The 23,136-nt window shown below is 47.3% G+C and carries 24 protein-coding genes; 7 read left to right on the top strand and 17 right to left on the bottom strand.

Translation table 11 applies throughout. The features are described from left to right. Window positions 1–6 precede the first annotated feature (6 nt). Genes ACLWNV_RS13540 through ACLWNV_RS13575 form a run of 8 tightly spaced genes read right to left on the bottom strand, consistent with a single transcriptional unit; the run spans window position 7 to window position 8,330 of the window. Window positions 7–825: a class I SAM-dependent methyltransferase gene (locus ACLWNV_RS13540; protein ID WP_413584979.1), complete on the bottom strand. Its 819-nt coding sequence runs from the start codon at window positions 823–825 to the stop codon at window positions 7–9. Between the two features lie 56 nt (window positions 826–881). Then, window positions 882–1,862, bottom strand: coding sequence for a DUF429 domain-containing protein (locus tag ACLWNV_RS13545; RefSeq protein WP_413584980.1), 981 nt, complete (start codon window positions 1,860–1,862; stop codon window positions 882–884). Beyond that, complete coding sequence (locus tag ACLWNV_RS13550) at window positions 1,808–2,800, bottom strand: galactokinase (protein WP_413584981.1); 993 nt, start codon at window positions 2,798–2,800, stop codon at window positions 1,808–1,810. Before ACLWNV_RS13550 ends, ACLWNV_RS13545 begins: the two co-directional genes overlap by 55 nt. Continuing rightward, a complete protein-coding gene (locus tag ACLWNV_RS13555; protein WP_413584982.1) occupies window positions 2,800–3,780 on the bottom strand; it encodes a DUF4340 domain-containing protein in 981 nt (326 codons plus the stop codon). The genes ACLWNV_RS13550 and ACLWNV_RS13555 overlap by 1 nt, the downstream gene beginning before the upstream one ends. Beyond that, the gene (locus tag ACLWNV_RS13560; RefSeq protein WP_413584983.1) at window positions 3,777–5,312 is read right to left on the bottom strand and encodes a GldG family protein; all 1,536 of its coding nucleotides are present in this window, start codon (window positions 5,310–5,312) and stop codon (window positions 3,777–3,779) included. Before ACLWNV_RS13560 ends, ACLWNV_RS13555 begins: the two co-directional genes overlap by 4 nt. 3 nt (window positions 5,313–5,315) lie before the next feature. Next, window positions 5,316–6,089, bottom strand: coding sequence for an ABC transporter permease (locus ACLWNV_RS13565; RefSeq protein ID WP_413584984.1), 774 nt, complete (start codon window positions 6,087–6,089; stop codon window positions 5,316–5,318). Further along, window positions 6,086–7,024 (bottom strand): ABC transporter ATP-binding protein, encoded by a 939-nt coding sequence (locus tag ACLWNV_RS13570; RefSeq protein ID WP_413584985.1) that lies wholly within the window; start codon window positions 7,022–7,024, stop codon window positions 6,086–6,088. The genes ACLWNV_RS13565 and ACLWNV_RS13570 overlap by 4 nt, the downstream gene beginning before the upstream one ends. Before the next feature lie 40 nt (window positions 7,025–7,064). Next, window positions 7,065–8,330, bottom strand: coding sequence for a DUF814 domain-containing protein (locus ACLWNV_RS13575; RefSeq protein ID WP_413584986.1), 1,266 nt, complete (start codon window positions 8,328–8,330; stop codon window positions 7,065–7,067). 78 nt (window positions 8,331–8,408) lie between these two features. Here ACLWNV_RS13575 and ACLWNV_RS13580 point away from each other — a divergent pair, with 78 nt between their 5' ends. Then, window positions 8,409–8,678, top strand: coding sequence for a DNA-dependent DNA polymerase (locus ACLWNV_RS13580; protein ID WP_413584987.1), 270 nt, complete (start codon window positions 8,409–8,411; stop codon window positions 8,676–8,678). A 199-nt stretch (window positions 8,679–8,877) separates the two neighbouring features. Here the strand turns inward: ACLWNV_RS13580 and ACLWNV_RS13585 are convergent, their stop codons facing one another. After that, complete coding sequence (locus ACLWNV_RS13585) at window positions 8,878–9,504, bottom strand: DUF6151 family protein (protein ID WP_413584988.1); 627 nt, start codon at window positions 9,502–9,504, stop codon at window positions 8,878–8,880. A 62-nt stretch (window positions 9,505–9,566) separates the two neighbouring features. Further along, the gene (locus ACLWNV_RS13590; RefSeq protein WP_413584989.1) at window positions 9,567–10,454 is read right to left on the bottom strand and encodes an RsmB/NOP family class I SAM-dependent RNA methyltransferase; all 888 of its coding nucleotides are present in this window, start codon (window positions 10,452–10,454) and stop codon (window positions 9,567–9,569) included. A gap of 145 nt (window positions 10,455–10,599) precedes the next feature. On the opposite strand from ACLWNV_RS13590, the gene ACLWNV_RS13595 reads away from it, so the two are divergent. Then, a complete protein-coding gene (locus ACLWNV_RS13595; RefSeq protein ID WP_413584990.1) occupies window positions 10,600–11,157 on the top strand; it encodes a DUF3011 domain-containing protein in 558 nt (185 codons plus the stop codon). A 323-nt stretch (window positions 11,158–11,480) separates the two neighbouring features. On the opposite strand, the gene ACLWNV_RS13600 is transcribed toward ACLWNV_RS13595, so the two are convergent. The 4 genes from ACLWNV_RS13600 to ACLWNV_RS13615 all read right to left on the bottom strand — a co-directional run bounded on the left by ACLWNV_RS13600 (window position 11,481) and on the right by ACLWNV_RS13615 (window position 15,434). Beyond that, a complete protein-coding gene (locus ACLWNV_RS13600) occupies window positions 11,481–12,911 on the bottom strand; it encodes a sensor histidine kinase (RefSeq protein ID WP_413584991.1) in 1,431 nt (476 codons plus the stop codon). Next, complete coding sequence (locus tag ACLWNV_RS13605) at window positions 12,908–13,612, bottom strand: response regulator transcription factor (protein ID WP_413584992.1); 705 nt, start codon at window positions 13,610–13,612, stop codon at window positions 12,908–12,910. The genes ACLWNV_RS13600 and ACLWNV_RS13605 overlap by 4 nt, the downstream gene beginning before the upstream one ends. Beyond that, a complete protein-coding gene (gene phoU / locus ACLWNV_RS13610) occupies window positions 13,605–14,270 on the bottom strand; it encodes a phosphate signaling complex protein PhoU (protein WP_413584993.1) in 666 nt (221 codons plus the stop codon). Before phoU ends, ACLWNV_RS13605 begins: the two co-directional genes overlap by 8 nt. A gap of 96 nt (window positions 14,271–14,366) precedes the next feature. Beyond that, window positions 14,367–15,434 (bottom strand): hypothetical protein, encoded by a 1,068-nt coding sequence (locus tag ACLWNV_RS13615; protein ID WP_413584994.1) that lies wholly within the window; start codon window positions 15,432–15,434, stop codon window positions 14,367–14,369. Between the two features lie 51 nt (window positions 15,435–15,485). Between ACLWNV_RS13615 and ACLWNV_RS13620 the strand changes: the two genes are divergently transcribed. After that, window positions 15,486–16,397, top strand: a complete 912-nt coding sequence (locus ACLWNV_RS13620) for a hypothetical protein (RefSeq protein WP_413584995.1) — start codon at window positions 15,486–15,488, stop codon at window positions 16,395–16,397. 2 nt (window positions 16,398–16,399) lie between these two features. Here ACLWNV_RS13620 and ACLWNV_RS13625 read toward each other — a convergent pair whose 3' ends face one another. Both ACLWNV_RS13625 and ppk1 read right to left on the bottom strand, forming a co-directional pair. Next, complete coding sequence (locus ACLWNV_RS13625) at window positions 16,400–16,903, bottom strand: SixA phosphatase family protein (protein WP_413584996.1); 504 nt, start codon at window positions 16,901–16,903, stop codon at window positions 16,400–16,402. A gap of 1 nt (window position 16,904) precedes the next feature. Further along, complete coding sequence (ppk1, locus tag ACLWNV_RS13630) at window positions 16,905–19,064, bottom strand: polyphosphate kinase 1 (RefSeq protein ID WP_413584997.1); 2,160 nt, start codon at window positions 19,062–19,064, stop codon at window positions 16,905–16,907. Between the two features lie 79 nt (window positions 19,065–19,143). Here ppk1 and thiL point away from each other — a divergent pair, with 79 nt between their 5' ends. Beyond that, window positions 19,144–20,118, top strand: a complete 975-nt coding sequence (gene thiL / locus ACLWNV_RS13635; RefSeq protein WP_413584998.1) for a thiamine-phosphate kinase — start codon at window positions 19,144–19,146, stop codon at window positions 20,116–20,118. A 96-nt stretch (window positions 20,119–20,214) separates the two neighbouring features. Further along, entirely contained in the window at window positions 20,215–20,754 is a 540-nt protein-coding gene (locus ACLWNV_RS13640; RefSeq protein WP_413584999.1) for a PilZ domain-containing protein, read from the top strand. Here ACLWNV_RS13640 and ACLWNV_RS13645 read toward each other — a convergent pair. Further along, a complete protein-coding gene (locus ACLWNV_RS13645; RefSeq protein ID WP_413585000.1) occupies window positions 20,751–21,653 on the bottom strand; it encodes a LysR family transcriptional regulator in 903 nt (300 codons plus the stop codon). The genes ACLWNV_RS13640 and ACLWNV_RS13645 overlap by 4 nt on opposite strands. Before the next feature lie 96 nt (window positions 21,654–21,749). On the opposite strand from ACLWNV_RS13645, the gene ACLWNV_RS13650 reads away from it, so the two are divergent. After that, complete coding sequence (locus ACLWNV_RS13650; RefSeq protein WP_413585001.1) at window positions 21,750–22,346, top strand: YceI family protein; 597 nt, start codon at window positions 21,750–21,752, stop codon at window positions 22,344–22,346. Between the two features lie 6 nt (window positions 22,347–22,352). Then, complete coding sequence (ygiD, locus tag ACLWNV_RS13655; RefSeq protein ID WP_413585002.1) at window positions 22,353–23,126, top strand: 4,5-DOPA dioxygenase extradiol; 774 nt, start codon at window positions 22,353–22,355, stop codon at window positions 23,124–23,126. Window positions 23,127–23,136: the final 10 nt, after the last annotated feature.

The raw sequence follows: 23,136 nt of genomic DNA on the forward strand, positions 1-23,136 counted from the left end.
TTCGTCTTACGTGCGCGCGTGGGCCTGCACAAAGCTATAATAAAATACGGCGTTGGGATCGTTGGCCACGGCGGCCATTTCTTCTTTCATCCCTTCAACGATTTCCTTGGACACGCAATGCGCTTTCACCAATTGATCGCTGGCACTTAACAATAACTCTGTCCAATACTCGACACAATCTTTGCGTGCCTGGGGCTGACGATTATCCAGGAACCAGGTTTTCACTTCTGTCTGAATATCATGATATCCCAACTGCATCAGGAAGTTCCCAAGCTTCGCTCCCACAAAGGGATCCCCGTGCTGTTTCAATTGATATTCATTAAATGCCATCCAGTACTTCCAAACATTAGGTGAGTACGGATCCAGAAAGAAGGACGAATTCATTACTTCAGTGATGTAAACCGGCGAACCCGGGCGCAGCACCCGGCGCACTTCTGAAAGTGTGCGAATCGGATCTGGGACGTGTTCCAAGATCCAGCACAAGAATGCTCCATCAAAGGAGTTCGCACCGAATTCCATATTCGCGGCATCCATCTGCTTCATATCAAAGCGCCCCGCCATTCCCGGCAAAGCCGCCAGACGATGTCGTGCCGAGCTTAATTGATTGGTGCTAAGATCAATTCCGGTTAAGTGTAGATCCGGAAATCTGCGCAGAATGATTTCACTTTGCGCACCGACGCCGCAACCCACTTCCAGAAGGTTTTTTACGTTACCTAAATTGACGTTTTGATAAACGGTAAACTCACCAAAGCGTGCCTGCTTGCGCAAACGGTCCTGTTCTTCTTTGCTAAATCCATGCAGATAGGGAAAATCACCCGGAGACATAAACCCTCCAAACTTGAATGTTCCGATTTCCTGGTCAGGAAATCAACTTTGCTTCGTCAGAATGAATTCCATTTGATAGACGACAACGGAAACTCAATCCAGTCCTCTTCCGTCGGAAACCCCTCGGGACGAGGCTCGGTCAAACCTTTGAAACTTAAAAACGCGGTCAAGGCACAGATGAAGGATTCAAAGGCATGATTGTTTTCAATCATCAACTTCACATCCTGATCATACACAAACGCGATGTTATGGGTGCTTAAGGCGTGTAAAATCGCACGGCGGCTATCGTCACCGCCGATGGCGTGCTTATGAAACAGCAGATGACTTTTCATCACGTGCAGCGAACGACCGATTCTCCATAACGAAAGCTTTGGAAAGACCTCGATGCAGTCAAATTTCAATCTTCTTTTCAAATACATCGCACGCGCCAGCAGTGGTGCGCAGTTGGCACCCAAAGCATGCTGCAAAATAAACGGCTCTTCCAGCTGTGAAGACAGGTACATCTCCACACAGCGCTGAGTATACGGTGTGAAAAGCTTGCGCGGTTTTTTCTTTTTATGCAGTTTGCGGGTGTAATCCCACATCCATTTGACGTGAGGTTTTGGGCAATCTTCGATGCCGCCACAACAATTCTCCCTTAAACATACGGGAAAACGAAAAGGTACGTCGAAAGCGACAGAGTCGATTTCACCACGGTACTGATCGATGATTTCATGAATTTTAAAATCTGCGGAATGAACTTCGTCGCTTTTGATTTTCTCAACCAGACGGGAAAGAAAAACTTTTTTGTGCTTGGGATAATATTCGATCACGGCGACGCAGGCTTTATCGGTTTTGCCTCCGCCTAAAGAGATGCCAATAAATCTATGGACATCCCCCGAGTGAGTTTCGCCAGACGCTGAAGTGCCTTTGACGACCTGACGGCTTTTCGCAGATTTCCCTGCAACCTTTTGGGTCGTCTTTCTTTTCACCACTTTCTTTTTTAAAGTGGATTTACCGGTTTTGCGTCCATTACCTGGAATCCGGCTTTTTGGCATGCGTCTGCGACTCCTTTTTTATTTTCCGGCGGGCACCAGACCAAGACACAACCACCGCCCCCGGCTCCACAAATCTTAACAGCCTCAGCCCCATTCTGCAAAGAGAGTTCAGAAAGGCGGCGAATCTCCGGACTGGAAAATTCCGGTGCCAGACGAACACGTGCTTCAAACTCACGTTTGAAAAGTGATCCCAGCTCAGCCCAATTCCCGCTGCGTACAGCGTGTTCTGTTTCGATGGCAATCACTTTAAGATCACGAAGCGCCTGAATAGTTCCAGGATCTTTTGCGACGGCATCTTTCATGACTTCAAAATTATTCAAACCCGAATGATGAGCTTTGCCGGTATAGATCAACATGAATTTTTCTGAAAGTGGCGTATTCGTCACATTCATAACTTCCTGTTGAACACCGTCATAGCCGTAGTGAAGGATATTTAAACCACCGGAAGCGGCTGGATAGTAATCCTGTGTGCCCGTCGGTGTATTCAAAATCTCGGCCTCGATATTGTGAGCCGAGTGCACCATCTGATGCACATCACGGAATGGTTTTTCGCAGAACTGCGCAAAAGCCTTCATCAAACCAATTGTTAAACTGGAGCTGCCACCCAAGCCACCGCCCACCGGGCTTTCTGAGGAAGTTTTCAAAGTGAAACCCTTGGTCGGCATCCAGTATCGAAGTTGCGTTTGCAGGAGAACCATTTGCGGATCAGTATCAGAAAGAGCTTCCACCAAATTGGAATAAGCTTTACGAACTTTAAGGTCCGCTGATTCCAGGACGATGGTAGAGTCCGCATGCGGAGTCAGATCCACATTCGTAAATACATCGATAGCAACGTTCACGGTTGAAGCACCATTGATGAATAAATAAAGGGGCCACAAATCCAAAGTGCCCCCTGCCAAATCCACGCGAGTCGGAGATTTAACGATAATTTTCTGCATTACTTGTTGTCTTTCTCTTGGGCGAGTTGCGCGCCAGTTTGCTCTTTACTATCTTGCTTCGGAGTCGACCCAACTTTCAAGTCTTCAATCTTAAGCTCGATCAATTCGTCCAGTGCTCCCGGCTCCATCATCATTTGCACCTTGGGATCAGAAACCGCAGAGTAAATTTTCCCGGTGGTTGCCTGCCCTACCTGCGCTTGCCAGTTCTTATCACCCAACTTCAAATCCAGGGTGAACAGGGACTTTAAGGATGGCAACGCACCTTCCACGTAGTCAGCCCCCTTGGCGTTCGAGATATTTCTGAATGTTTCGCGAACCTTTTGTTGATCCAGCTCCACTTTCGAGTCTGAAGTGCTGACCCATTTGCCGTCTTTGTTGGTGATCTGGATAACACCGTGTTTGTTTTTTAGGTGGAAGTTTTCAATAGAGCCGATTTTATGGCGCAGAAATCTGCGGTCACGAAACTCCACAACTGGTTTTTCCAGGCGCGCCGTCCAGTTGGTATTAACCACCAGCACGCGGTTGTCGTCATCGCGACGGGCGAACGGAAAGTTTTCAAAGTTTCCTTTACTGGAAATATGCAAAGTCGTCTTCTGCCCTGCCGAGTTGGCAAAGGTAATTGATCCCTGAGGCTGATCCAGACCGTAAACTTTCCAATCGATGTTGCCGCCATCAGCTGCGATGTCCATGACCTTTTCAGACGAAGTCATTTTAATCAGGTCTTCTGCTGCTGAATCATCCGCTTGATCTTTCAAAGGTTGTTCCATGTTCCAACCCTCGACAGTTCTTCTTAAGGCGATGACTTTTGCGTCTTTTGTAATTTCGATGAAATCAATCTGGTCCACGTTCATGGTAAAGAGCTTGGCTTCAGCTACTTTTTGCTCATCGGCTTTTTTTTGTGCCAGAAAATCATAAAGTGCATACCCACCGAAAATCAGAAGACACATTACCAGAATGCCGCGACCTTTGATCTTTTTCATGCATTTCTCCGTCTTACGTAAAGTGTGACACCGGCACCTAACAGCACCAATGGCAACGGGATTAAAAAGGCGAACAGGAAGATACCAAAACTAGTGTTAGTCAAAATCAGCTGAGTGGCTTGCGCCTCTTTCGGAGAAATACTGATCAGATTCTCCTCTTTCGCCAAAGAAGCGATCGCATTCAATACCAAATCTCGATTTAGATTCTGGTAAAGCATTTGATTCGTCATGAAATCGACGTCACCTGCGATGATTGCAGAAAACTGTTTGTTATTCGGATCCGAATCCCATTGGCCTGTGACCTGATCAACCAAGGCAAAGCTTCCCACCGGGCCGTCATCTTTCATTGCCAGACTTGAGAAGGACATTGATTTTGGATTGGTTCTGACCAATTCATCAATCGCCATCCCCGGAAGCTCTTTCACTTTTTTAAGTGATTGCGGATGACGGAACAAAGTCACTTCGCTGGCACCGAAGGACTTGGTGATTTCATTCATTGGAGAGAATACGGAACCCATCACAGGTCCCTGATTAATCCCCTGACCCATCACGGTGTCGACAATGTTAAATACATAGTCGTTACCCAGGCCGATGCCCATTTTAGAAACCAGCTTTTCAAGGTTTGCTGGGTTTTGGCTTTCAAGGGCGATAAAGACGCTTCCGCCTTTTTTCAAATAAGCTTCCAAGGCTTCGATTTCATGAGCCAGAAAGTTTTGAATCGGTCCTGCGATCACGACAACGTCGGCATCCGCGGGCACCACGGGTTCTTGAATCAATGGCAGCAATTTCACCGCATAGCGATTGCGCTCGAGCATCACTTTTAAGGCGTTTAATCCCAGGCCTTCCTTGGCGTCATCCAATGCGGACTCGCCATGACCCACGGTAAAGTAAATTGTTTTGTTTTTTTCACGGGTTACTTTAACCAATGAGCTGGTAAATTCCTGCTCGTCAATTTTTTGCAGTAAATTTCTGCGACCTTTGTATTCAACAAAGGCTGTGCCGCTGCCCTTATCCACGCCGAACTCTTTGGCCAAATCCGGGCGCTCGTTCACCTCGACAAAATTCAGCTGAATGTTTGAGTTGATGTCCTGGTATTTTTTAATCAGCTCGCGGAAGGAACGACGGTTTTCCTCGTTACCTTCGACACCTTTTTTATAAAAGAAGTAAACCTTAAGCTCCGAATCCAGGCTTTTGATAAGCTTAACAGACTGGGCCGCCAAGGTGTTGTTTTGCGAAGTGGAAAAATCAAAAGTGGCATAGTGACGAACTCCAAGATAGTTCACAACTGACAAAACCGCCAGCATCAGCAGGATCAGTACTCCCATGCTCATGCCTTCTTTGGTGGTTTTCATGGTCAGGAATTCCTTAAAGAACGCGCGGTCTTTAATAATTCCAGCCACCGCGAAAAACACGGCCATGCCTAAAGCGAGCCAGCAAAAAGGCACCCATTGCCCCAGGATGTAGCGAGTGATCGACATGCACACCAGGGAAATACCCGACATCAGAAATAAAACTTTACTTAACTTGCTCATCAATTATCTCCAACGGGATGACTCAACCACGCGCTCTGACAAAAAGCAGAACAGCACGATGAGACTGCCAAAAAAGACCAAACCGTTTGTACGAATCGTACCTTCCACCAGACTGGACAGATGGGTACTAAGTGAAACGTGCTCAAAGATTTTACGGGCCAATTCGCCGTCAACCACTTCTGCACCAATACCCACAAACCAGATCGACACATTCAAGATCACCGACATCACGTAAGCCACCAGACTGTTTTCAGTAAGTGCGGAACAAAACAGATTCATCGCTGTGTACACGGAACCCACAATGAAAATTCCTAAGAATGCCACAAGCAGCGGTCCCCAGTTCAGTTTTGCCAGCGTCGAAGTGGCCACCGGATAAGCCAATGCCAGAAGGACAATTCCGCCCACGGCTCCCAATGCCGCCAGGTACTTACCAACCACGATCTGCAACGACGTGACCGGCGAGGTCAGCAGCAAATCAAATGTGCGCAGCTTTTTTTCTTCGGCAAAAAGCTTCATTGTTAAAGCTGGCACCACGAAAATCAAAATCAGATTTAAGTAGGATAGCTGACGCAGGAATACGCCGTAGTGAATGTTTAATTGATTCGCAGGAATTCCCTGTTGAGCCACGTAATTTAGCAACAACTGGGCAAAGCCCCAAAGCTGCAAAGGATAAATCCAGCTGAATACTACGCTGACCAAAAAGCAAATGATCCAATATGTGGGATTAAAGAAGAAACCTTTAAGTTCTTTCTTTAGAATTACTACTGACCCGTTCATTTTCCGCCCCCATCTTGACCGTAAGTAAGTCTTAAGAAGACATCTTCCAGGTCCATCTTGCTTGGACTGAATTCCAAAAGTCCCAATCCTTGATTAACCAATCGTGCTGAGACTGCGGCAACGATGTCATCCCCGCCGCGCACATCAATACGCCATTCTTTGCTGGTTGCGCCTTCTTGGACCGACAGCACTTCCCGAATATCACCCAAAACCGATTTCATATCAGAAACATCTTTGGCTACGCGGATATTGAGGCGGCTTTGCCCCTGCTCCATCGTTGCCAGGTGATGAATGCTGTCCTCGATAACGATCTTACCTTTGTTGATGATAATGATCTTTTCGCAAGTGGCTTGGACTTCCGGCAAAATGTGTGTGGAAAGAATAATTGTGTGTTGCCCACGCAGGGCCTTGATCAAATCACGGATCTCGGCCACCTGTTTGGGATCCAGTCCCACAGTTGGCTCATCCAGAATCAATACTTCAGGATCAGACACGATCGCCTGGGCAATTCCCACACGCTGTCTGAAACCTTTGGACAGATGATGAATCAAACGTTTTTGAACTTCGCCAAGATTGGTTTTTTCAATCGCCATATCGACAGATTTTTCGATCTTATCTTTTGGCACCTGTTTTAAAGCTGCCACATAGCGCAGGTAATCTCCCACATACATGTCACCATACACAGGTGGAGTTTCCGGCAGATAACCGATACGTTTTTTTACTTCCAATGGATTTTCAAAAACATCAAAGCCCGCGACCGAAGCAGAGCCATGGCTTGGAGCCATGAAGCCCGTGATGATTTTCATGGTTGTGGATTTACCGGCACCATTCGGCCCCAGGAAACCGACGACGTCGCCTTTGTTCACCGTGAAGTTTAAATGATCGATAGCTCTGCGCGGACCGTAATCTTTGGTGAGATCTTTTACAGTAATCATAGGAAAATTTTAGACTGCACAGAATGTCAGTCAAGACTCGTCAGGATTGACGCAAAGTAAAATGAAAAGTCTTTTCCGAGTGATATGTCACACGACCCAATTTATCGCCCTTAATAGGCCGAACAAACCGACACTCCACCATCACCACTGCAACTTTTTGTCCCACCATCAGTGATTTCGATGACAATGACTCGCGCGCGACCCATGAAGCGACTTCCTGAATGTCCGCCTGAGAGATTTCCTGATCGCGCTGACGATGAATGATTGCGTGAGCGCCTGGATAATCTTTTAAATGCAGCCAATAATCCCACGCTTTTGCCTGCCTGAGCAGTGCCAGGTTGTCGGCAGCTGACTTTCCACAATATGCCAAGGCGCCCGATTCCAAAGTGAACTTACGCCCACGCGCTTCCGCTTTGTGCATTAAATCCACCAGGCCTGATTTGCCAGACTGCTTTTCGCGGTATTGGGATTTCTCTAACGTCGCTATTTCTTTGTGAAGCTCTTCCAAACGCTCCCGTGCGCCGTCTTTTTTGGCCACCAACTGCTTGGCTTTGGAAAAAGTGTTTTCAATATTCCAGCTTAGGGATTCACGTGGATTCACAAATGACGACAAATGCTGGGGAACTTCCATAGTGCGATGGCTGACCAGAAAGTTTCCTGCCTCCTGCCATTCCAGATGCTTTTCATTTTCGATTTGCTTTTGAATTTCATCCAGGGCCTTGCGCTTTTTATCAAGATCCTTTTGCTTTTGTTTTTCCCACTGTGCTACCGGATCAAGTGCAGGTTTTTTATCCTGCTTTTGCTCCCCCAGCCATTCCCGATGAATTTCCACCAAGGTTCTGGGTTCCGGGGGATTTTCCACCGCAGGAGCTGGTTTTAATTCCAGCGGTTTTTCCCAAGCGATGGTTTTTCCCTGAGCGCGCACCAATAAGTTGCATTGCTTGGGAATCAAACGAATTTCAAGCTCGCAGGTGATGGTTTTATTGGATAAAGTCAGCACCGCCACACGACCGAACTCGGTCAGAACTTTGAAACCTGTGAGGTACAGATTCTTGGCGTTCGAATTTAAGAATAAACCCACGGGTTTTGTCTTGGGGCCCTTTTTAAAAGGACACTGATTTTCAAAAACCAGCATCATTGGAGTATTAGGTACAAGGTCCAGAACCATATAAAACTGCGTTCTATTATGAAATGACAAAGCCAGACCACGGTCGTTAGCAAGCACGTCCTGCAACTGTGCACCCATGAGCACCTGCTCAAAGTGATTCACAAATTCGTTTAATTCCTGCTGGGTCATGGCTTTCATCCTGAAGATTGTGTCATTCTTTGGGCCAAATTTCCAACAAGTACTTAGGTTCCATTTTCGCATTCCGATAAATTGAATATGAAAAATGATGCTTTGCTGAAAATCGTTGAGACCCAACTTCAAGAGACCAAAAACATGAGGGAAAAAACCCCGGACTTCATCAACCGCGTGGTGCAGATCTACACACTGCAACTGATGGGTTTAGGCAACATCCCTATCGATTTTATGGAAGAAGTGATGGAAGACGTCGAAGCAGAGACGATCGAAATCTACCGCAAAAAAACTTACGGCTTTTTGACGTTGGAAGACTACCGCCGCCACAAATACCGTCAAAAGAACGACAACTAAATTTTAAAGCTTTAACCAAAAAAGCCTGCCCTAAAAAAGCAGGCTTTTTTTAATTTCGGGTAGAAATTTGTCACTTCCATTTCCGCTGCGGAAACTCAGTGCGACAAATCCTTATGATTTCCTATTTCAATCACACAATTTCCACACCCGCTACGGGTGTACAAACTGCCAAATTTGCCCTCATGACACTCGCGATTTTCTAGATATCCGTTCGCAAAGACCCACACAAAGGGCGCAGTGATTCGCGCTCTTCTTTAGTTAATACGTAGGGCTCTAAGGTTGGATTTCCTTCAGACGTGAAGAACGGTGAAGGAGATCCGGCCCCCGAGAATTTTGCAGTCAGCATGAATTTCACAACTTTGATCATAAACTTGAATGAAACTTTTCCCTGCGCGAGCGGAGGCAACTCCCCTTTGGCAAATCTTGCCTGCATTCTTTCAGTCACAGGGCCGAAGATATCATCCACTCCCTTCGCAGAGTTTTTCTTTTCAAAAACCCGCGCAGGCATTCCGATGTAAGGCATTTTGACCGAAGCCATGGCATTGCCGATGGGAGTTTTGCAGCACTCAGCGTAGCAGCGAAACATTCCTGCTCGGTACAGACGGATGGATTTCATTTGTTCCATGCCTTCGGTGATTTTCATTTTGGCTGGCATCATGGGAATAATGTCTGTGCCGCCGTTTGCATCCAAAGTATCAGCGCGTTTCAAATAGTGAGCGTAAGCCTGACAGTCATCGCAAAGGCAAACCGCGCGGTAACCTTTTAGACCTTTTGATTCGACCGAACCTTTAACTTTTCCGCAATCACACTCAAATGCCACCTGCATAACTTACCTCTTCGATAAGAAATGATGGCACAACAACGTTCAGACAAAAAGGAAATTTAAAATTATTCCGACTTCTCGATAACTGCGAAATACAGAGGACCAAATCCGGAACGATCTGGCATATAGGCGACACCGAATTCAGTCGCTTCGCCACCAACACCGGGATCTGCTGGCAATAATTTGACGGCGTCTTTTTTCTTTTTCAGAAGTTTGCGAATGACGTCATCATTTTCAGCAGGACTGATCGAGCACGTTGAATAAACAATGCGACCGCCTGGTTTCACAGCCAACAATGCAGCCGCGAGCAATGAATACTGACGTGTCGCCAGATGCTCGGTACGGCGCGGACTCCATTCGTCCTGGGCTTTAGGATTTTCTAAAATATGGCGCTCGCCGGAGCAAGGTGCATCCAACAGGATACGATCAAAGCTGTTCGCTTCTTTCAAACCGAATTGCACGCCGTCTTTACCAGTGACCCACACGCGATCACGCACGTTGCGAGGAACGTATTGCTGAATTACTTTTTTCAAGCGCTCACGGCGTTCAGGTGAAAGATCGTTACAAAAGATCTCGCCCTCTTCAGCGATGGCTTCGATCAAAATCAAACTTTTACCACCCGGGGCTGCGCACATGTCCAACAACTTATCACCAGGTTGCGCGTCCAAAGCTCGAGCCACCATGACGCTTGCTGGATCCATCACGTAGGTATCAAGCATCTCATCGCTGCGACGCTCGGGATGACTCCCCTGACCTGCTGGAATCCAAAAACAACCTGGAAGCTGTTCTTTGGTTTCAAAACTTTGCCAAGGCTTAGCCGTGGAATCTTGCACTCCCAAATTATTTACGCGCGCGACCTGTGTTTCAGAATTTTGTAGCGCAGCAAAAAGTGCCGGCCAGCGATCGCCGTAAACCTTATTAAAATGTAAGTAAAAGGGATGGGTTGGTTGCATGCTGTATTAGATATGACAATTTTCACTCTGCGTCACGCGGAAAAAGGGACTTAATGGCTCCAAAACTTTCAGGCACGATCCTCGCATTATTAGTTACTGGAACTTATTAGAAGTCAGAACGACACCACTTTATAAAGGAAGAATAATGAAAACACTATTGATGTCCTTAGTTACTGTATGCGCTTTTGCACAGGTTGCTCACGCGAACGAATATGAATTGTATGAAAACGAAGCCACTGCTTACAGCGAAGAAGCTGATATGTCAGAATTTTCCAGCGATATGATGTCAAACGAAGACATCACTGCTTTCGGCCGCGGTGGCCGTGGCAGCGGTCGCGGTAATGGCCCGGGCTGGGGAGGCCCAGGTCGCGGCGGTCGTGATGATGGTCATTGGGGTCCTCGCCCAGGTCGCCCTGGTCCCGGTCGTCCCGGCCCAGGTCCACGCCCTCATCCACGTCCTCCAGGACACGGTGGCCCAGGTTACCCACCTCCACCACAACCAAGAATCGAATACGTAACTTGCGAGTCTCAAGGCAACCGCTACAACACTTGCTACATCAATCCTTACGGCATTCGTAACTTCTACTTGGCAAGACAGCGTTCAGACTCTGCTTGTATCCCAGGTAGATCCTATGGTTTTGCGCAAAACTACGTTTGGGTTGACCGTGGCTGCCGCGGCGTTTTCGCCATCGAACGCTACTAATATCCGAACATCTTAAGTCAAAGAGTGTGTGTTCCCCACCACACGCACTCTTAAAAAAAACCCGAGTGATGAACTCGGGTTTTTCTTTTTGGACACGATCTTCACTTCCGCAGCGGAAATGAAAATGACAACTTTTGCCCCGAGGAGAACTGATTTGGGCTTGGCGGAATTGGGATGGATGTGCAGCGACCTCCGTGGGCGCATGGATGCGCGAACCCGCCGCAGGCGGGCCACGGTGAGCCCGGATGGCGGGTCGCGGAATCAGCCAACCCAAAGCCGACGAGACCAAGTCAGTTCTCCTCGGTCGCTAGCAATTCGTTTTCCTATTTAATGGGGAAGGCGCAAATGAATTCGGTGCCTTGGTCTAATTGGGATTTTACTGCGACGGTGCCGCCGTGGCTTTGCATGATGTGTTTTACGATGGCAAGGCCCAAGCCAGTGCCGCCGGCGTCGCGGGTGCGGCCCTTGTCGATACGGTAAAAACGTTCGAACAGGCGATCCAAGTGTTCAGCCGGAATACCCGGGCCGTCGTCGATCACGCGCAGGATAATGTATTCTTTGATGTCTCGTTCCCAGCGAATTTGTACTGTCTTGCCGTTGGGAATGAATTTTACGGCATTGGAAACCAGATTACGCAGTACTTGTTCAACCTTGCGCGCATCAGCCTTAAACGGTGGAACCTCGCCCACCACACGGATGGCGATGTTTTTCTCTGCCGCTAACACGGCCATTTCAGAAACGACGTGTTCTGAAATTTGCAATGGATGAATTTGCTCAAGTCTTAGTTCGGAATTAGTCGCTTCCATTGACGTTAATGACAAGAGATCATTTACCAAGTCCATCAAGCGATCAATATTGCGGGACACGATATTGATAAACTTACCCGCCTGCTCGATCTGTCCGTTGTTGATGTCCTCTTTTAAAGTATCAACGTAGCCCTTGATCGAAGTCAGTGGCGTGCGCAACTCGTGGGAGGCATTTCCCACGAACTCGATACGGATTTGCTCGGCACGTTTTAGTTCCGAGATATCATGGAAGATTCCCACGATCCCATAAACCTCACGGGTCTTTTCGTTGCGAATCGGATTCACGGAAACCGAGAAAAAACGCGGTTGATTATCAAGCAGAGTTGGCAGCTTTACGGTGAATCGATTTACTTTCCCCGTCTTGATAGTCTTTTCAAACCCCTCCAAAACGTCAGAGGAACGAATCGCATCTTTCAGTCTTAGGTTTTCCATCGTCAATTGCGGGCCTTTTAGAAACTGCGCCGCGAACTGGGAATTGAAATACAAAATCTTTTCGTCAAGGCTGATGCTGACCAAGCCCTCGGACACAGAGCTCATGAAAGCCTGGGATTCCTCCTGCGCTTGCAGGAAGTTAGCCTTACGGCGTTTCATTTTTTTATGGATTTTATCCAAAGCCACTTCAAGCTCGGACAGGTCATCACCGTCGTCATCCAAAAGATCTTCGGTGTCTGACGATACCAGCTCGCCGTAAGCACGCTTGTTGGAAATACGCAGGGCTTTCAAAATTACTTTATGAATTGGACGAACAAAACGATAAGCAATAATTGTGGAGATCAAAATACTGAACACGAAAAAGTTCAGCAGGAAATCAGTGTACACAAAATCCGGCATGCGATGTTGCGTATCCAAAGAAGCCGCAACCACAAATGCCAGCAGATTGAATACCACAACCTGGAAAATCAGCAGTTTCCAAAACAGGCGCCAAGGAAAGCGGATGAAACTGATCATGCTTGATCCATCTTCACCCGGTAGCCAACGCCACGGATAGTTTCAATTCGATCACCCCAGCCACCCAGCTTTTTACGTAAGCCAAAGACGTGGGTGTCAATTGTGCGACCGACAACACTGATGCCCTCGCCCTGAATATTTTCAATCAGCTTTTCACGAGTCAGCACCACACCGTGATTTTGCACCAGGGTTCCCAGAAGCTTAAATTCTGAAGGAGTTAAGTGCAGAGTCTCGCCGTTATAGGAAATCTCGTAGGTTTTAAAATTCATTTTCAGACCGTGAATGTTCACTTCACTGTCGTCTTTAATAACTTCCTCGGCCTTAGGATTTGCACGACGAAGAAGGGCTTTCACCCTTGCCATTAAGACAGAAGGATTGAACGGCTTAGTCAGATAGTCATCTGCACCACGCTCAAGTCCCAGTACGATGTCCTGAGGTTCTGTTTTCGCAGTGACCATCAGAACAGAGGAGTTTTGGTTTTTAGCTTTGATACGCTCCAGGATATCAACACCGTGAAGTCCTGGCAGCATCCAGTCCAGAATAAAGACCTGGTAGTTTTTGGCATTCATTTCAGCGAGGGCTTCTTCGGCAGAACCACATTCAGTGACCCGGTAACCTTGACGAAGCAGATGCAACGCCATCAGTTCACGAATCTCCTGTTCATCCTCTACCACCATCACCTGAACTGAATTGTCAGCCAAACTTGCCCCCATGTCGAATGTCTTTCCCGGTATAGGCAAAGATCACGTCCTCGGCGATATTGGTTGCGTGGTCACCCAGGCGTTCCAAGTTTCGCGCGATCAGAATGAAATCCATGCTCGCCTCAACATCGTCCGGATTGGACTTCATATGTTTAATCGCGTCCTTAAAGACCTTGTTTTTCAAACTATCAATTTCGTCATCCATCAAAAGAATGTTTCTTGCCTCGTCGACATCGCCGCGAACAAAACAATCCAAAGACCCTTTAACCATGCGGCCTGCGATCTCTGACATTTTTTGAATGTCTGCCGTTTGGGCAGCAATTGGTTTACGACCCAAATAGTCTTTACCAGAGTGAGAGATATTCACAGTCTGGTCGCCCATGCGCTCCAGGTCGTTATTGATTTTCAAAACAGAAATAATCAAACGCAGATCTTTTGCCACCGGGCCTTGTTTGGCCAGGATATGCATACACACGTTATCCACGCGGATATGATCTTCATTGATGGTTTTTTCAATCTCGTGAACTTCCTGGAATGCGGCAATATCCCGCGAAAGAAGCGCAGAGGTTACTTGAGATAGGGCTTTTTCAACATGACCACCCATTACCAGAATCATCTTCTTTAGATCTTCAAGCTGAGTGTCGATGGCACGTTCCATACGTATTCCCCGTTTAAAAGGTTGTATAAGGGTTTTCAGAGTAAAAAACACCGCTTAACACGGTAGTTAAAGCAAAACTAACACAATCTTAACACACTAAAACAAGACTTGGGCAGCCAATTCAATCTTAGAGGCGTCCCGAATGCCTTTGCCATAGTTTTCCGCATACCAAGTGCGATCCACAGCAAATGCTGTCTTCACATCCGCAGTCACCTGATAGGCCAAAGAAACAATCGCAGTTTGCATGTCACGACCATCTTTTTCCACAACAGCATCCAGATAATCATAACGGATCATCACTTCGGCCTTCGGCCCCGTGGACAGCAAAACAAAGGCGCTGCCACCCAAGCCATGCACGGACTCGCCCAACATATCAGTGACATCAACACCGTCAGCAATGCCGTACTCGTTGATAGCATCTGCCGGATCGTGGGTATCCAAAAGTTCAATGCCCATTCTGACGATAGAATCTTCGGGCTTGTACAGGAATGCTGCCTGAATGCGCTCCTTCGCGGCCACGTCCTCGCCAAACTGTTCATAGGTGCCGTGAATGTACTGTAAGGAAATCGCAAACGGGGTCCAATTCGTAAATCTGAAATACAATGACCCTTCTTTGTGTGGCCCCGCGGAATCCTGCTTGCGACCTTCGCCGTTGACGACCGTCAAACTCCACTCTCCCAAGGCTGCTGGAAGTTCCGACATGAACGACATGCCCAGATCAGAATAACTTTGGTATTTCCATTTTTCAGTGATGCCCCACGCGGTTTCACCCAAAAAACGATAGTTCACGTCTTCATATTGAGATTCCAACCACGCCTGCGGAATCACACCCATGCGCAATCCATGTGCGCCCTCAAAAATACTGACAAGGTTCAAGTAGGCTTCACGGGTGTTTACAATGAAGCTTTCAGTATCAACGTCGTCATTGCGTTTTTGCGCCCCTTCAAAGGAAACATACAAAAGGTTGTCATCTTTCAATGGAACACTGAAATTTAACAGCAAAGATGGCACGCGGAATTCCGACTCCCCCGCCTCCCCGGTTGGTAACAGGTGCACCAAAGCATTCATATCAGCTTCACCGCTGATATCGATATCACTTAATGAGGCGAATGCCTGCCCACAAACAAAAACGCTTAAGAACACTGTCAAAAATGATTTTTTCATGACTAAGATGCTCGCATTTTTATATACTATTGCCAAAGGAGATCTTTAGCCGTGTCACGTCGAGTTTCTGCCATCGATATTGGATCTAACGCCATTCGTATGATGGTTGCAGATATCAATGAAACAGCGCCGTTTATCCGCGTGGATAAAAAGCTGCGCGCCCCGGTTCGCCTGGGGCACGATGTATTCACGACTGGCAGCATTGGCCCCGAAACTATGGAGCTGGCTAGGGCTACCTTTCACCGCTTTGCTGAAACCAATCAGAAAATGAAGGTTCAAAAATGCCGGGCTGTTGCGACCAGCGCCTGCCGGGAAGCCAAAAACAGCAAAGAATTCGTGGAAATGATTCGCAAAGTTTCCGGCATCGATATCGAAATCATCGATGGCACCGAAGAGGGCCGCCTGATTCATCTGGCTGTGCGCAAAGAAGTGCAACTGGACGGCAAAAAGACCATGCTGATTGATATTGGCGGTGGGAGCGTCGAAGTGACCTTTTCCAAAGGTGGAAAGTTACTGGCAACGAAGTCCTTCCCGATGGGAACCGTGCGGGTTTTGGAAAATCTTAGCAAGCGCCGCATGAACGAAAGTCATCTGGGAATTATTATGGGCGAGTTCCTTAAAGACCTGGGTCCCCATATTTATCCTAACACCGAAAATGAAGCGGTCGATTTTGCAATTGGTACTGGCGGAAACCTGGAGTGCATCGCCCAACTGAAAGTGCGCCTGCTTAAGAAAACTCCCAATACATTTGTCACCTTAAGTGAGCTTGGTGAAATTATTGCGCGCCTAAAAGGTATGCCCGTGAAGGAACGCATTGATAAATTAGAACTGCGCCCTGACCGTGCCGACGTTATTATGCCAGCCTCTATGCTGGTGGAAACAATCATGCGCCAGGCAGAGGTGGAGAAGATCGTGATCCCCGCTGTAGGCCTGCGTGATGGATTGATTTGGTCGATGGTTTAAGTCTAATCGAAAATTTTGGGCGGAATGGAGTACATCAGCTCCGCTCCACCAGCTTCGGCCTGCGCAAAAGATTCGATTTCTAAAGAAAGAATTCCGCTTTTGCGCAGATCTATAAAGCTTTCAGCTTTTCCAGTTAACATGAAACTGGCAAATGTACTTAGATGCGGCTCATGTCCCACGATCATAATGCGTTTATAGTTTCTGCCCTGGGTGCGAAACCATTTTAGCAATGCTTGCGGCGGACTTTGCGGCACCATTTCCGGCACCTCGATCGTCTTTACGCCCGGATAACTTTGCGACAAAATCTGTGCGGTTTGCACAGCGCGGGTGAAGGGACTGGTCACGATCACATCCACGTCTTTCACAAAGTCTTTCATACGCAGACAAACTTTTTGCATGCGCTTTCTGCCTTTCAAGGTCAAAGGACGAAACTGGTCCTCAAGACCTTTTTTGGCAAAGTCTTCGCGTTCTTCAGCTAAGGCGTGGCGGACGATGATAATTTCCATTTTACTCCGAATCCTCGATCAGTTTAACCCGGGTCTTCGCCAATTGCATCAGCGTTTGATGGATTCCAACATCATCAGATTTGAATGATTTTTTGGTATAACTGCCGTCCGAGTTCATAGACCATGCCTGGCGCGATTCTTTCAGATAAAACTGAAGGATCTCCCACAGTTTTTCTTTCAGGCTGCGATCCAAAACGGGAACAATCGCTTCCACGCGCGCATGCAGATTGCGATACATCCAGTCTGCAGAGCCCAAAAAGAAATCCCCATCCACCGGGTCTTCCTGACCATTTCGGAAATAAAACAACCGGGAGTGCTCCAGAAATCTTCCAATCACCGAAGTCACTTTGATTCTTTCACTCATCCCCGGAACCCCGGGACGAAGGCAGCAGAAACCGCGCACGATCATTTCGATATCGACACCTTTTTGTGAGGCTGAGTAAAGTGCCGCCCCGATGTCATTTTCTTCAAAGTTATTAAACTTAGCGACGATGTGTGACGGCTTCCCGGCTTTTGCGTGGGTGGCTTCACGATCAATCAACGTACGGAAAGTGGAAAACATATTCACAGGGGCAATCAACAGGTGTTTGTAACTGCCCTTTAAGCTGATTCCAGTCAGATAGTGGAAGAAATCAACAACGTCATTTGTGATTTCTTCACGCGCCGTCAACAATCCCAAGTCAGTATAAAATCTGGAAGTCGTAACATTATAGTTACCAGTTCCAATGTGAACATAACAGCGCAGACCTTCCTGCTCTTGGCGCACAACCAAAGCAGTTTTCGCATGGGTCTTTAACCCCACAACACCGTACACCACGTGCACGCCGGCGTTTTCAAGTTCGTTGGCCCAATAGATATTTCGTTCTTCGTCAAAGCGGGCTTTTAGCTCCACCAGACACACGACTTGCTTACCCTGGGCAGCTGCACGGATCAAAGAACGAATAAAAGGACTGTTGTCCCCTGTACGATACAGCGTCATTTTGATGGCTAAAACTTTGGGATCTTCGCTGGCAACGCGGATGAAAGTTTCAACTGATGCGGAAAAGCTTTCAAACGGATTATGTATCAATTGGTCGTTGGCGCGAATCGCATTGAATATACCCGTACCTTCTTCTGCGAACGCTGGTGCCACCACAGGAATATACGGTTCAAATTTTAGTTTTGGCAGAGGCAAATCAGAAATCATACCCAGATCACCGTAATCCAGTTCACCAGGAATTTCGTAGATATCCTCTTCCGTTAATTCCAGCTCATCCATCAGGAATTTTAACATCCACGGATCTGGCTTCGGGCCGTGCTCCAATCGCACCACTTCAGCGAATCGACGCTGCCGCAATTCTTCCTCGATAGCTTCCAACAGATCTTCGGCATCTTCCTGATCCTGATCAGAATCTGCATTTCGCGTCAGACGAAATGGCATCGACTCCAAAACCTGCATCGATGGAAACAAGTCGGCCAAATTGGCTTTGATTACCTCAAGCAAACTTACAAATCGATTAATACCAGGATCCGCATCCACGCGAATCCACTGTGGCAAAACTTTTGGAATTTTCACTCGGGCAAATAGTTTGTCTTCAGAGTTCGGGTGCTTCAGGGTCAAACCCAACGACACTGATAAATTGGAAATAAACGGAAACGGATGCCCCGGGTCCACTGATAATGGCGTCAGAACCGGGAATACGTTTTTACTATAGTACTTTCTGGCGTGCTCCTGCTCTTTTTCATTCAGATCTTTCCAGGCAAGAAGATGGATGTGCTCTTTTTCAAGGGCCTTCAAAATTTTCTTATGACAATTGCCCTGATCCTGCAGCATCGGCAAAACGACCTGACGGATTTCCAACAGCTGCGCCATCGGAGTTTTACCATCCGCAGATTTCGGGGAAACTCCGTACGCCACGTGGCGCTTTAAGCCCCCCACGCGTTTCATGAAAAATTCATCCAGGTTTGAGCCCGAGATACTTAGAAACTTCACGCGTTCTAATAGCGGATTGGTTGCATCTTCTGCTTCAGTCAGTACACGACGATTGAAGTTCAACCATCCGATTTCGCGGCTGGTGAATAGACTTTCAGATGACAAGGGATGCTCAATGACCTTGACCTTACGTGTGGCAGCTTTTTTCTTAGACGTTCTTTTAGGCGTTCCTGCCTTTGGTGTGTTCAAAGAATCCTCCTTGACTCCCTGGATGTATATTTCACAATAAAGACTTATTCTTGGCAATGCCTTCGTAAGGAACAACGACATGCAAAATACTCCGAAAGAGTGGCAAGTTCTGAAGCAAATCCGCAATAAGGTCCAGCGTCATAATCCGAACACGATTGTTCCTTTGGGTGATGATGCGTTTGTGTTCAAAAACTTCCCCGGCTATTCCGTCATTGCCCAGGATATGATGGTTGAGGACGTGCATTTCCGCCTTGATTACTCCTGCGCATTTGATCTGGGACATAAATCTTTGGCAGTTAACTTAAGTGATTTGGCAGCCATGGGAGCGACTCCTCATTTTGCTCAAGTGTCTTTGGCGATTCCAAAAGAAATAACAGAATCCTGGCTTGACGAATTCTATCAAGGCATGACAACACTCGCCGACCGTTTCGGTGTTGAAATCGCTGGTGGAGATTTATGTGTTTCCCCACGCGGTGTTGTGATTGATGTCAGCGTACATGGCTCCTGTGAAAAACCCCTTACCCGTCATGGGACACAACCGGGGGATATTCTGCTAAGCAGTGGTCCCTTGGGACTTTCCACCACGGGTTTGCGCGCGTTGAATGAAGATCGCAAAGGGGATTTCCCCGAAGCCACCGCCAGACATTTGCGACCGATGCCACGATTGGACTTGCTGCCAGAACTTCGCAAGCACGCAGATAAAATTCATGCGCTGATGGACTGCAGTGATGGCCTGGTCAATGACGCTTTGATTTTATCCAAAAAACCTTACGGAAATGGACACTCTGAAACCATCAGTGGAGTTCAACTTTTCCCCGATCAGTTTCCCTTGCATGATGAAACCATTCGCATGGCGCATTTGAATAAAGCTTACGAATATGCTTTGTGGGGCGGAGAGGATTATGAGCTGCTGATGGCGGTGTCTCCTGAAAGCCGCACACTTTTTCCGAATTGGACAGAAGTTGGTCAGTTCACTGAAAGCCCTGGAGTATTTCTAATTCACGGAGATGCAAAAGAGGAAATCACGACCTTCAAAGGCTGGAAGCATTTTTAAGTCGAAGGCTGTGCTGATGGGCGCTGCTTCATATTGAGACGCAGATTTTTCCCGAGTTTGGTTAAGACGCCCCGCTTTTCGTCCGAAAAGAACAGTATGACTTCACTCGCACGCTATCACGGCAGATCTCCCCGATTCATTCTTCAAACCGAAGACGAGAGCCTTGTGCGTGTGGCCGGACCGAAACAGGTTCCCTGGGAAGAAGGCACTTCCATTAAAAATGTTTCTTTAACTGGTTTGGCATTCACTGCACCGGATGACCTGTGTCCACTATTGGGTGAAGTGGTTAAAATCCAATTCACTCCTCCGGGTTCACGTCAGATGGCCTGCTATGCGATTGTCACTCGTCTGGATAGTATTTCTAATTCTCAAACTCTGGTTGGAGTTCACTTCTATAAAATGGAAATGACTCAAAGAATTGTTCTGGCGCAGGGCCTGGCTCGCAGATTCCGTGAAAACCAGGAGCGTGGGCAAATTGATGAGATGCTAAATAAGCAACCAGGCCCGATGAGCCTGGCGCACTTTCCACAAGTGGTCATGATGAGTCTGATTGCAGTCCTTTGGGGCGCTGTCATTCTGGGTTCATTGAAGTTTCAATACGAAGACATCTTTTCATACTTCGCAAAAATCTTTTAAAACTGTTCGAACTTTTCTTTCAGTCTTTTCGCTGCAAAGTCGATGAACTTTTTCGTTTTAAGCGAGACTTCTTTTTGTTCCGGCGACACCAGACTGATCGGAATTTCCTGTCCGCGCAAACCACGATGAATATGCAACAATCTGCCTGAGCGAATATGTTCAGCCGCGATAAATTCCGGCACTAAGCCGATTCCACGTCCTTGCAATGCCATTTGCAAAACCATGTTGGGGTTGTTTGCCAGGAATACGGGCTCGATCTTAAAGGTCATTTTCTTACCATCGCTCACCCGCCACAATTCGATTTTTGCCTGAGACCCCAACGCCAGGAACGGCAGCGTGCTGATGTTATCCAAATCTTCGGCCTGGCGGTAACGCTCAAGGAAACCCGGGCTTGCCACCAGAACGCTTTTTAAAGTTGAAACTTTCTTAACTCGCAATGAGCTGTCCTTCAGAACACCGATACGAACTGCGACATCAATGGATTCTTTTACCAGATCCACATAGGCCTGGCTTAAGAATACTTCAAAACGCACTCGGGGATGTTGCTTGGAAAACTCCGCCACAATATCCGGCAAATGCAAAACACCTAAATCATCGGAAGCCGTGATTCGCAGCCATCCTGAAACATCCGCAGTTTCTTCGCTAAGCTCGGCCGACAGACTTTCCAGACCCTCGACCAAACCTCGAGAACGCTCATAATATACTCTGCCCGCGTCGGTTAATTGGAATTGTCTCGTCGTGCGATAGACTAATTGGATCCCCAAATCCCTCTCTAAAGCCGCCAACCTGCGACTGACTCGGGATTTTGGCTGATGCAGGATTTCAGCGGCCTTGGTGAAGCTCCCCGCCTGTACCAATTTAACGAATGTGCGTATTTGATTGAGATCTAATTGTTCCATATGTGCAACAGTATATCGTGAATATGTCTCCTACCGCAACACCCGTTTCGGCCCGATACTTTATGAGTGTTCATTACACTTACAAGGAGAGAACCTATGAAAATGATGACTGCTACAATTATTACGTTACTCAGCACTGCGGCGTTTGCGAAAACTATCCCTGCTGGAACCTACACTCTGGACACTGCCCATTCCCAAGTTGGTTTTGAAGTTCCCCATTTGGTGATTTCGTCTGTTGATGGCCGTTTTACGAAGTTTGATGGCTCGATTACGATTGATCCAAAACTGGAAAAGTCCAAAGCTAATTTGAATGTCGATGTGAACAGTATTGATACGGCGAATGCCGATCGTGACAAACATTTAAAGAGCCCGGACTTTTTTGATGCCGCAAAAAACCCTACAATGAAGTTCGTGACCAAAAAAGTGATCGGCACGGCTGATGACTTGAAATTGGTGGGCGACCTGACGATCAAAGGTAAAACCAAAGAGGTGACTTTGAGCGTGAAATATCTGGGCGATGTTAAAGATGCGTATGGAAATCAAAAAATCGCATTCAACGCGACCGGAAAAATCAACCGTCAGGAATTCGGTCTGACTTGGAGCCAGGCTGTTGAAGCAGGTCCCGTAGTTGGTGACGAAATTACGTTGAACATTAAAATTCAAGGTAATAAACCAGTAGATAAGAAAGGTTAATTAGTTATGAATCGTATGCCTGTGATTTTTGCAGCTCATGGTTCCCCCATGAATGCCCTAGCCAAAACTCCTTTTACGGAGGCATTGGCAGCATTAGGGGATCGCCTGCCAAAACCTCAGGCGATTCTGGTGGTGTCGGCGCACTGGGAAACAGAAGGAACCAAAATTCTGTTCAATGCGACACCACAAACCATTCATGACTTTTACGGATTTCCGAAAGCCCTGTTTGATGTTCAGTACCCTGCCCGTGGACCGTTAACCTTGGCACAAGCCACGCAAAAACTCGTTCCCGGTGCAGAGCTCACCGAAAAATGGGGTTTGGATCACGGCACCTGGTCTGTTCTGGTGCATATGTTTCCGAACGCGGATATTCCGGTGTTCCAGCTAAGCCTTGATGTGAATGCTCCTCCTGAAAAGCACATCGAAGTCGGCCGCCACTTGCGTAGTTTACGCGAGCAAGGCGTGTTGATTCTGGCCAGCGGAAACATCGTGCATAATCTGCGCGAGATCAAATGGCGCGATACCAATGGTTCTTTTGATTGGGCGGTAGAGTTTGATTCAGCAATTAAAAATGCTTTGGATCAACGTGACGAAAAATCCCTGACGCAATATCTGGAAAAATTCGGAACTGCGGCAGAGCTTTCCGTTCCCTCGCCTGAACACTATTGGCCTTTGCTTTATGCCTTCGGCGCGTCGGATGAAAAGGATAAGATCTCCTACCCTTACGAGGGCTTTGAGATGGGATCGCTTTCGATGCGAACTGTGATGTGGAGTAGATGAATCTACACCC

Origin of the sequence: Bdellovibrio sp. HCB274, assembly GCF_047306075.1 — a bacterium.
Taxonomy (GTDB): domain Bacteria; phylum Bdellovibrionota; class Bdellovibrionia; order Bdellovibrionales; family Bdellovibrionaceae; genus Bdellovibrio.

What these genes read in the sequence shown, in the direction of transcription:
- ACLWNV_RS13540 (WP_413584979.1), bottom strand. Translation starts at nt 825, where the DNA reads ATGTCTCCGGGTGATTTTCCCTATCTGCATGGATTTAGCAAAGAAGAA.
- ACLWNV_RS13545 (WP_413584980.1), bottom strand. Translation starts at nt 1,862, where the DNA reads ATGCCAAAAAGCCGGATTCCAGGTAATGGACGCAAAACCGGTAAATCC.
- ACLWNV_RS13550 (WP_413584981.1), bottom strand. Translation starts at nt 2,800, where the DNA reads ATGCAGAAAATTATCGTTAAATCTCCGACTCGCGTGGATTTGGCAGGG.
- ACLWNV_RS13555 (WP_413584982.1), bottom strand. Translation starts at nt 3,780, where the DNA reads ATGAAAAAGATCAAAGGTCGCGGCATTCTGGTAATGTGTCTTCTGATT.
- ACLWNV_RS13560 (WP_413584983.1), bottom strand. Translation starts at nt 5,312, where the DNA reads ATGAGCAAGTTAAGTAAAGTTTTATTTCTGATGTCGGGTATTTCCCTG.
- ACLWNV_RS13565 (WP_413584984.1), bottom strand. Translation starts at nt 6,089, where the DNA reads ATGAACGGGTCAGTAGTAATTCTAAAGAAAGAACTTAAAGGTTTCTTC.
- ACLWNV_RS13570 (WP_413584985.1), bottom strand. Translation starts at nt 7,024, where the DNA reads ATGATTACTGTAAAAGATCTCACCAAAGATTACGGTCCGCGCAGAGCT.
- ACLWNV_RS13575 (WP_413584986.1), bottom strand. Translation starts at nt 8,330, where the DNA reads ATGAAAGCCATGACCCAGCAGGAATTAAACGAATTTGTGAATCACTTT.
- ACLWNV_RS13580 (WP_413584987.1), top strand. Translation starts at nt 8,409, where the DNA reads ATGAAAAATGATGCTTTGCTGAAAATCGTTGAGACCCAACTTCAAGAG.
- ACLWNV_RS13585 (WP_413584988.1), bottom strand. Translation starts at nt 9,504, where the DNA reads ATGCAGGTGGCATTTGAGTGTGATTGCGGAAAAGTTAAAGGTTCGGTC.
- ACLWNV_RS13590 (WP_413584989.1), bottom strand. Translation starts at nt 10,454, where the DNA reads ATGCAACCAACCCATCCCTTTTACTTACATTTTAATAAGGTTTACGGC.
- ACLWNV_RS13595 (WP_413584990.1), top strand. Translation starts at nt 10,600, where the DNA reads ATGAAAACACTATTGATGTCCTTAGTTACTGTATGCGCTTTTGCACAG.
- ACLWNV_RS13600 (WP_413584991.1), bottom strand. Translation starts at nt 12,911, where the DNA reads ATGATCAGTTTCATCCGCTTTCCTTGGCGCCTGTTTTGGAAACTGCTG.
- phoU (WP_413584993.1), bottom strand. Translation starts at nt 14,270, where the DNA reads ATGGAACGTGCCATCGACACTCAGCTTGAAGATCTAAAGAAGATGATT.
- ACLWNV_RS13615 (WP_413584994.1), bottom strand. Translation starts at nt 15,434, where the DNA reads ATGAAAAAATCATTTTTGACAGTGTTCTTAAGCGTTTTTGTTTGTGGG.
- ACLWNV_RS13625 (WP_413584996.1), bottom strand. Translation starts at nt 16,903, where the DNA reads ATGGAAATTATCATCGTCCGCCACGCCTTAGCTGAAGAACGCGAAGAC.
- thiL (WP_413584998.1), top strand. Translation starts at nt 19,144, where the DNA reads ATGCAAAATACTCCGAAAGAGTGGCAAGTTCTGAAGCAAATCCGCAAT.
- ACLWNV_RS13640 (WP_413584999.1), top strand. Translation starts at nt 20,215, where the DNA reads ATGACTTCACTCGCACGCTATCACGGCAGATCTCCCCGATTCATTCTT.
- ACLWNV_RS13645 (WP_413585000.1), bottom strand. Translation starts at nt 21,653, where the DNA reads ATGGAACAATTAGATCTCAATCAAATACGCACATTCGTTAAATTGGTA.
- ACLWNV_RS13650 (WP_413585001.1), top strand. Translation starts at nt 21,750, where the DNA reads ATGAAAATGATGACTGCTACAATTATTACGTTACTCAGCACTGCGGCG.
- ygiD (WP_413585002.1), top strand. Translation starts at nt 22,353, where the DNA reads ATGAATCGTATGCCTGTGATTTTTGCAGCTCATGGTTCCCCCATGAAT.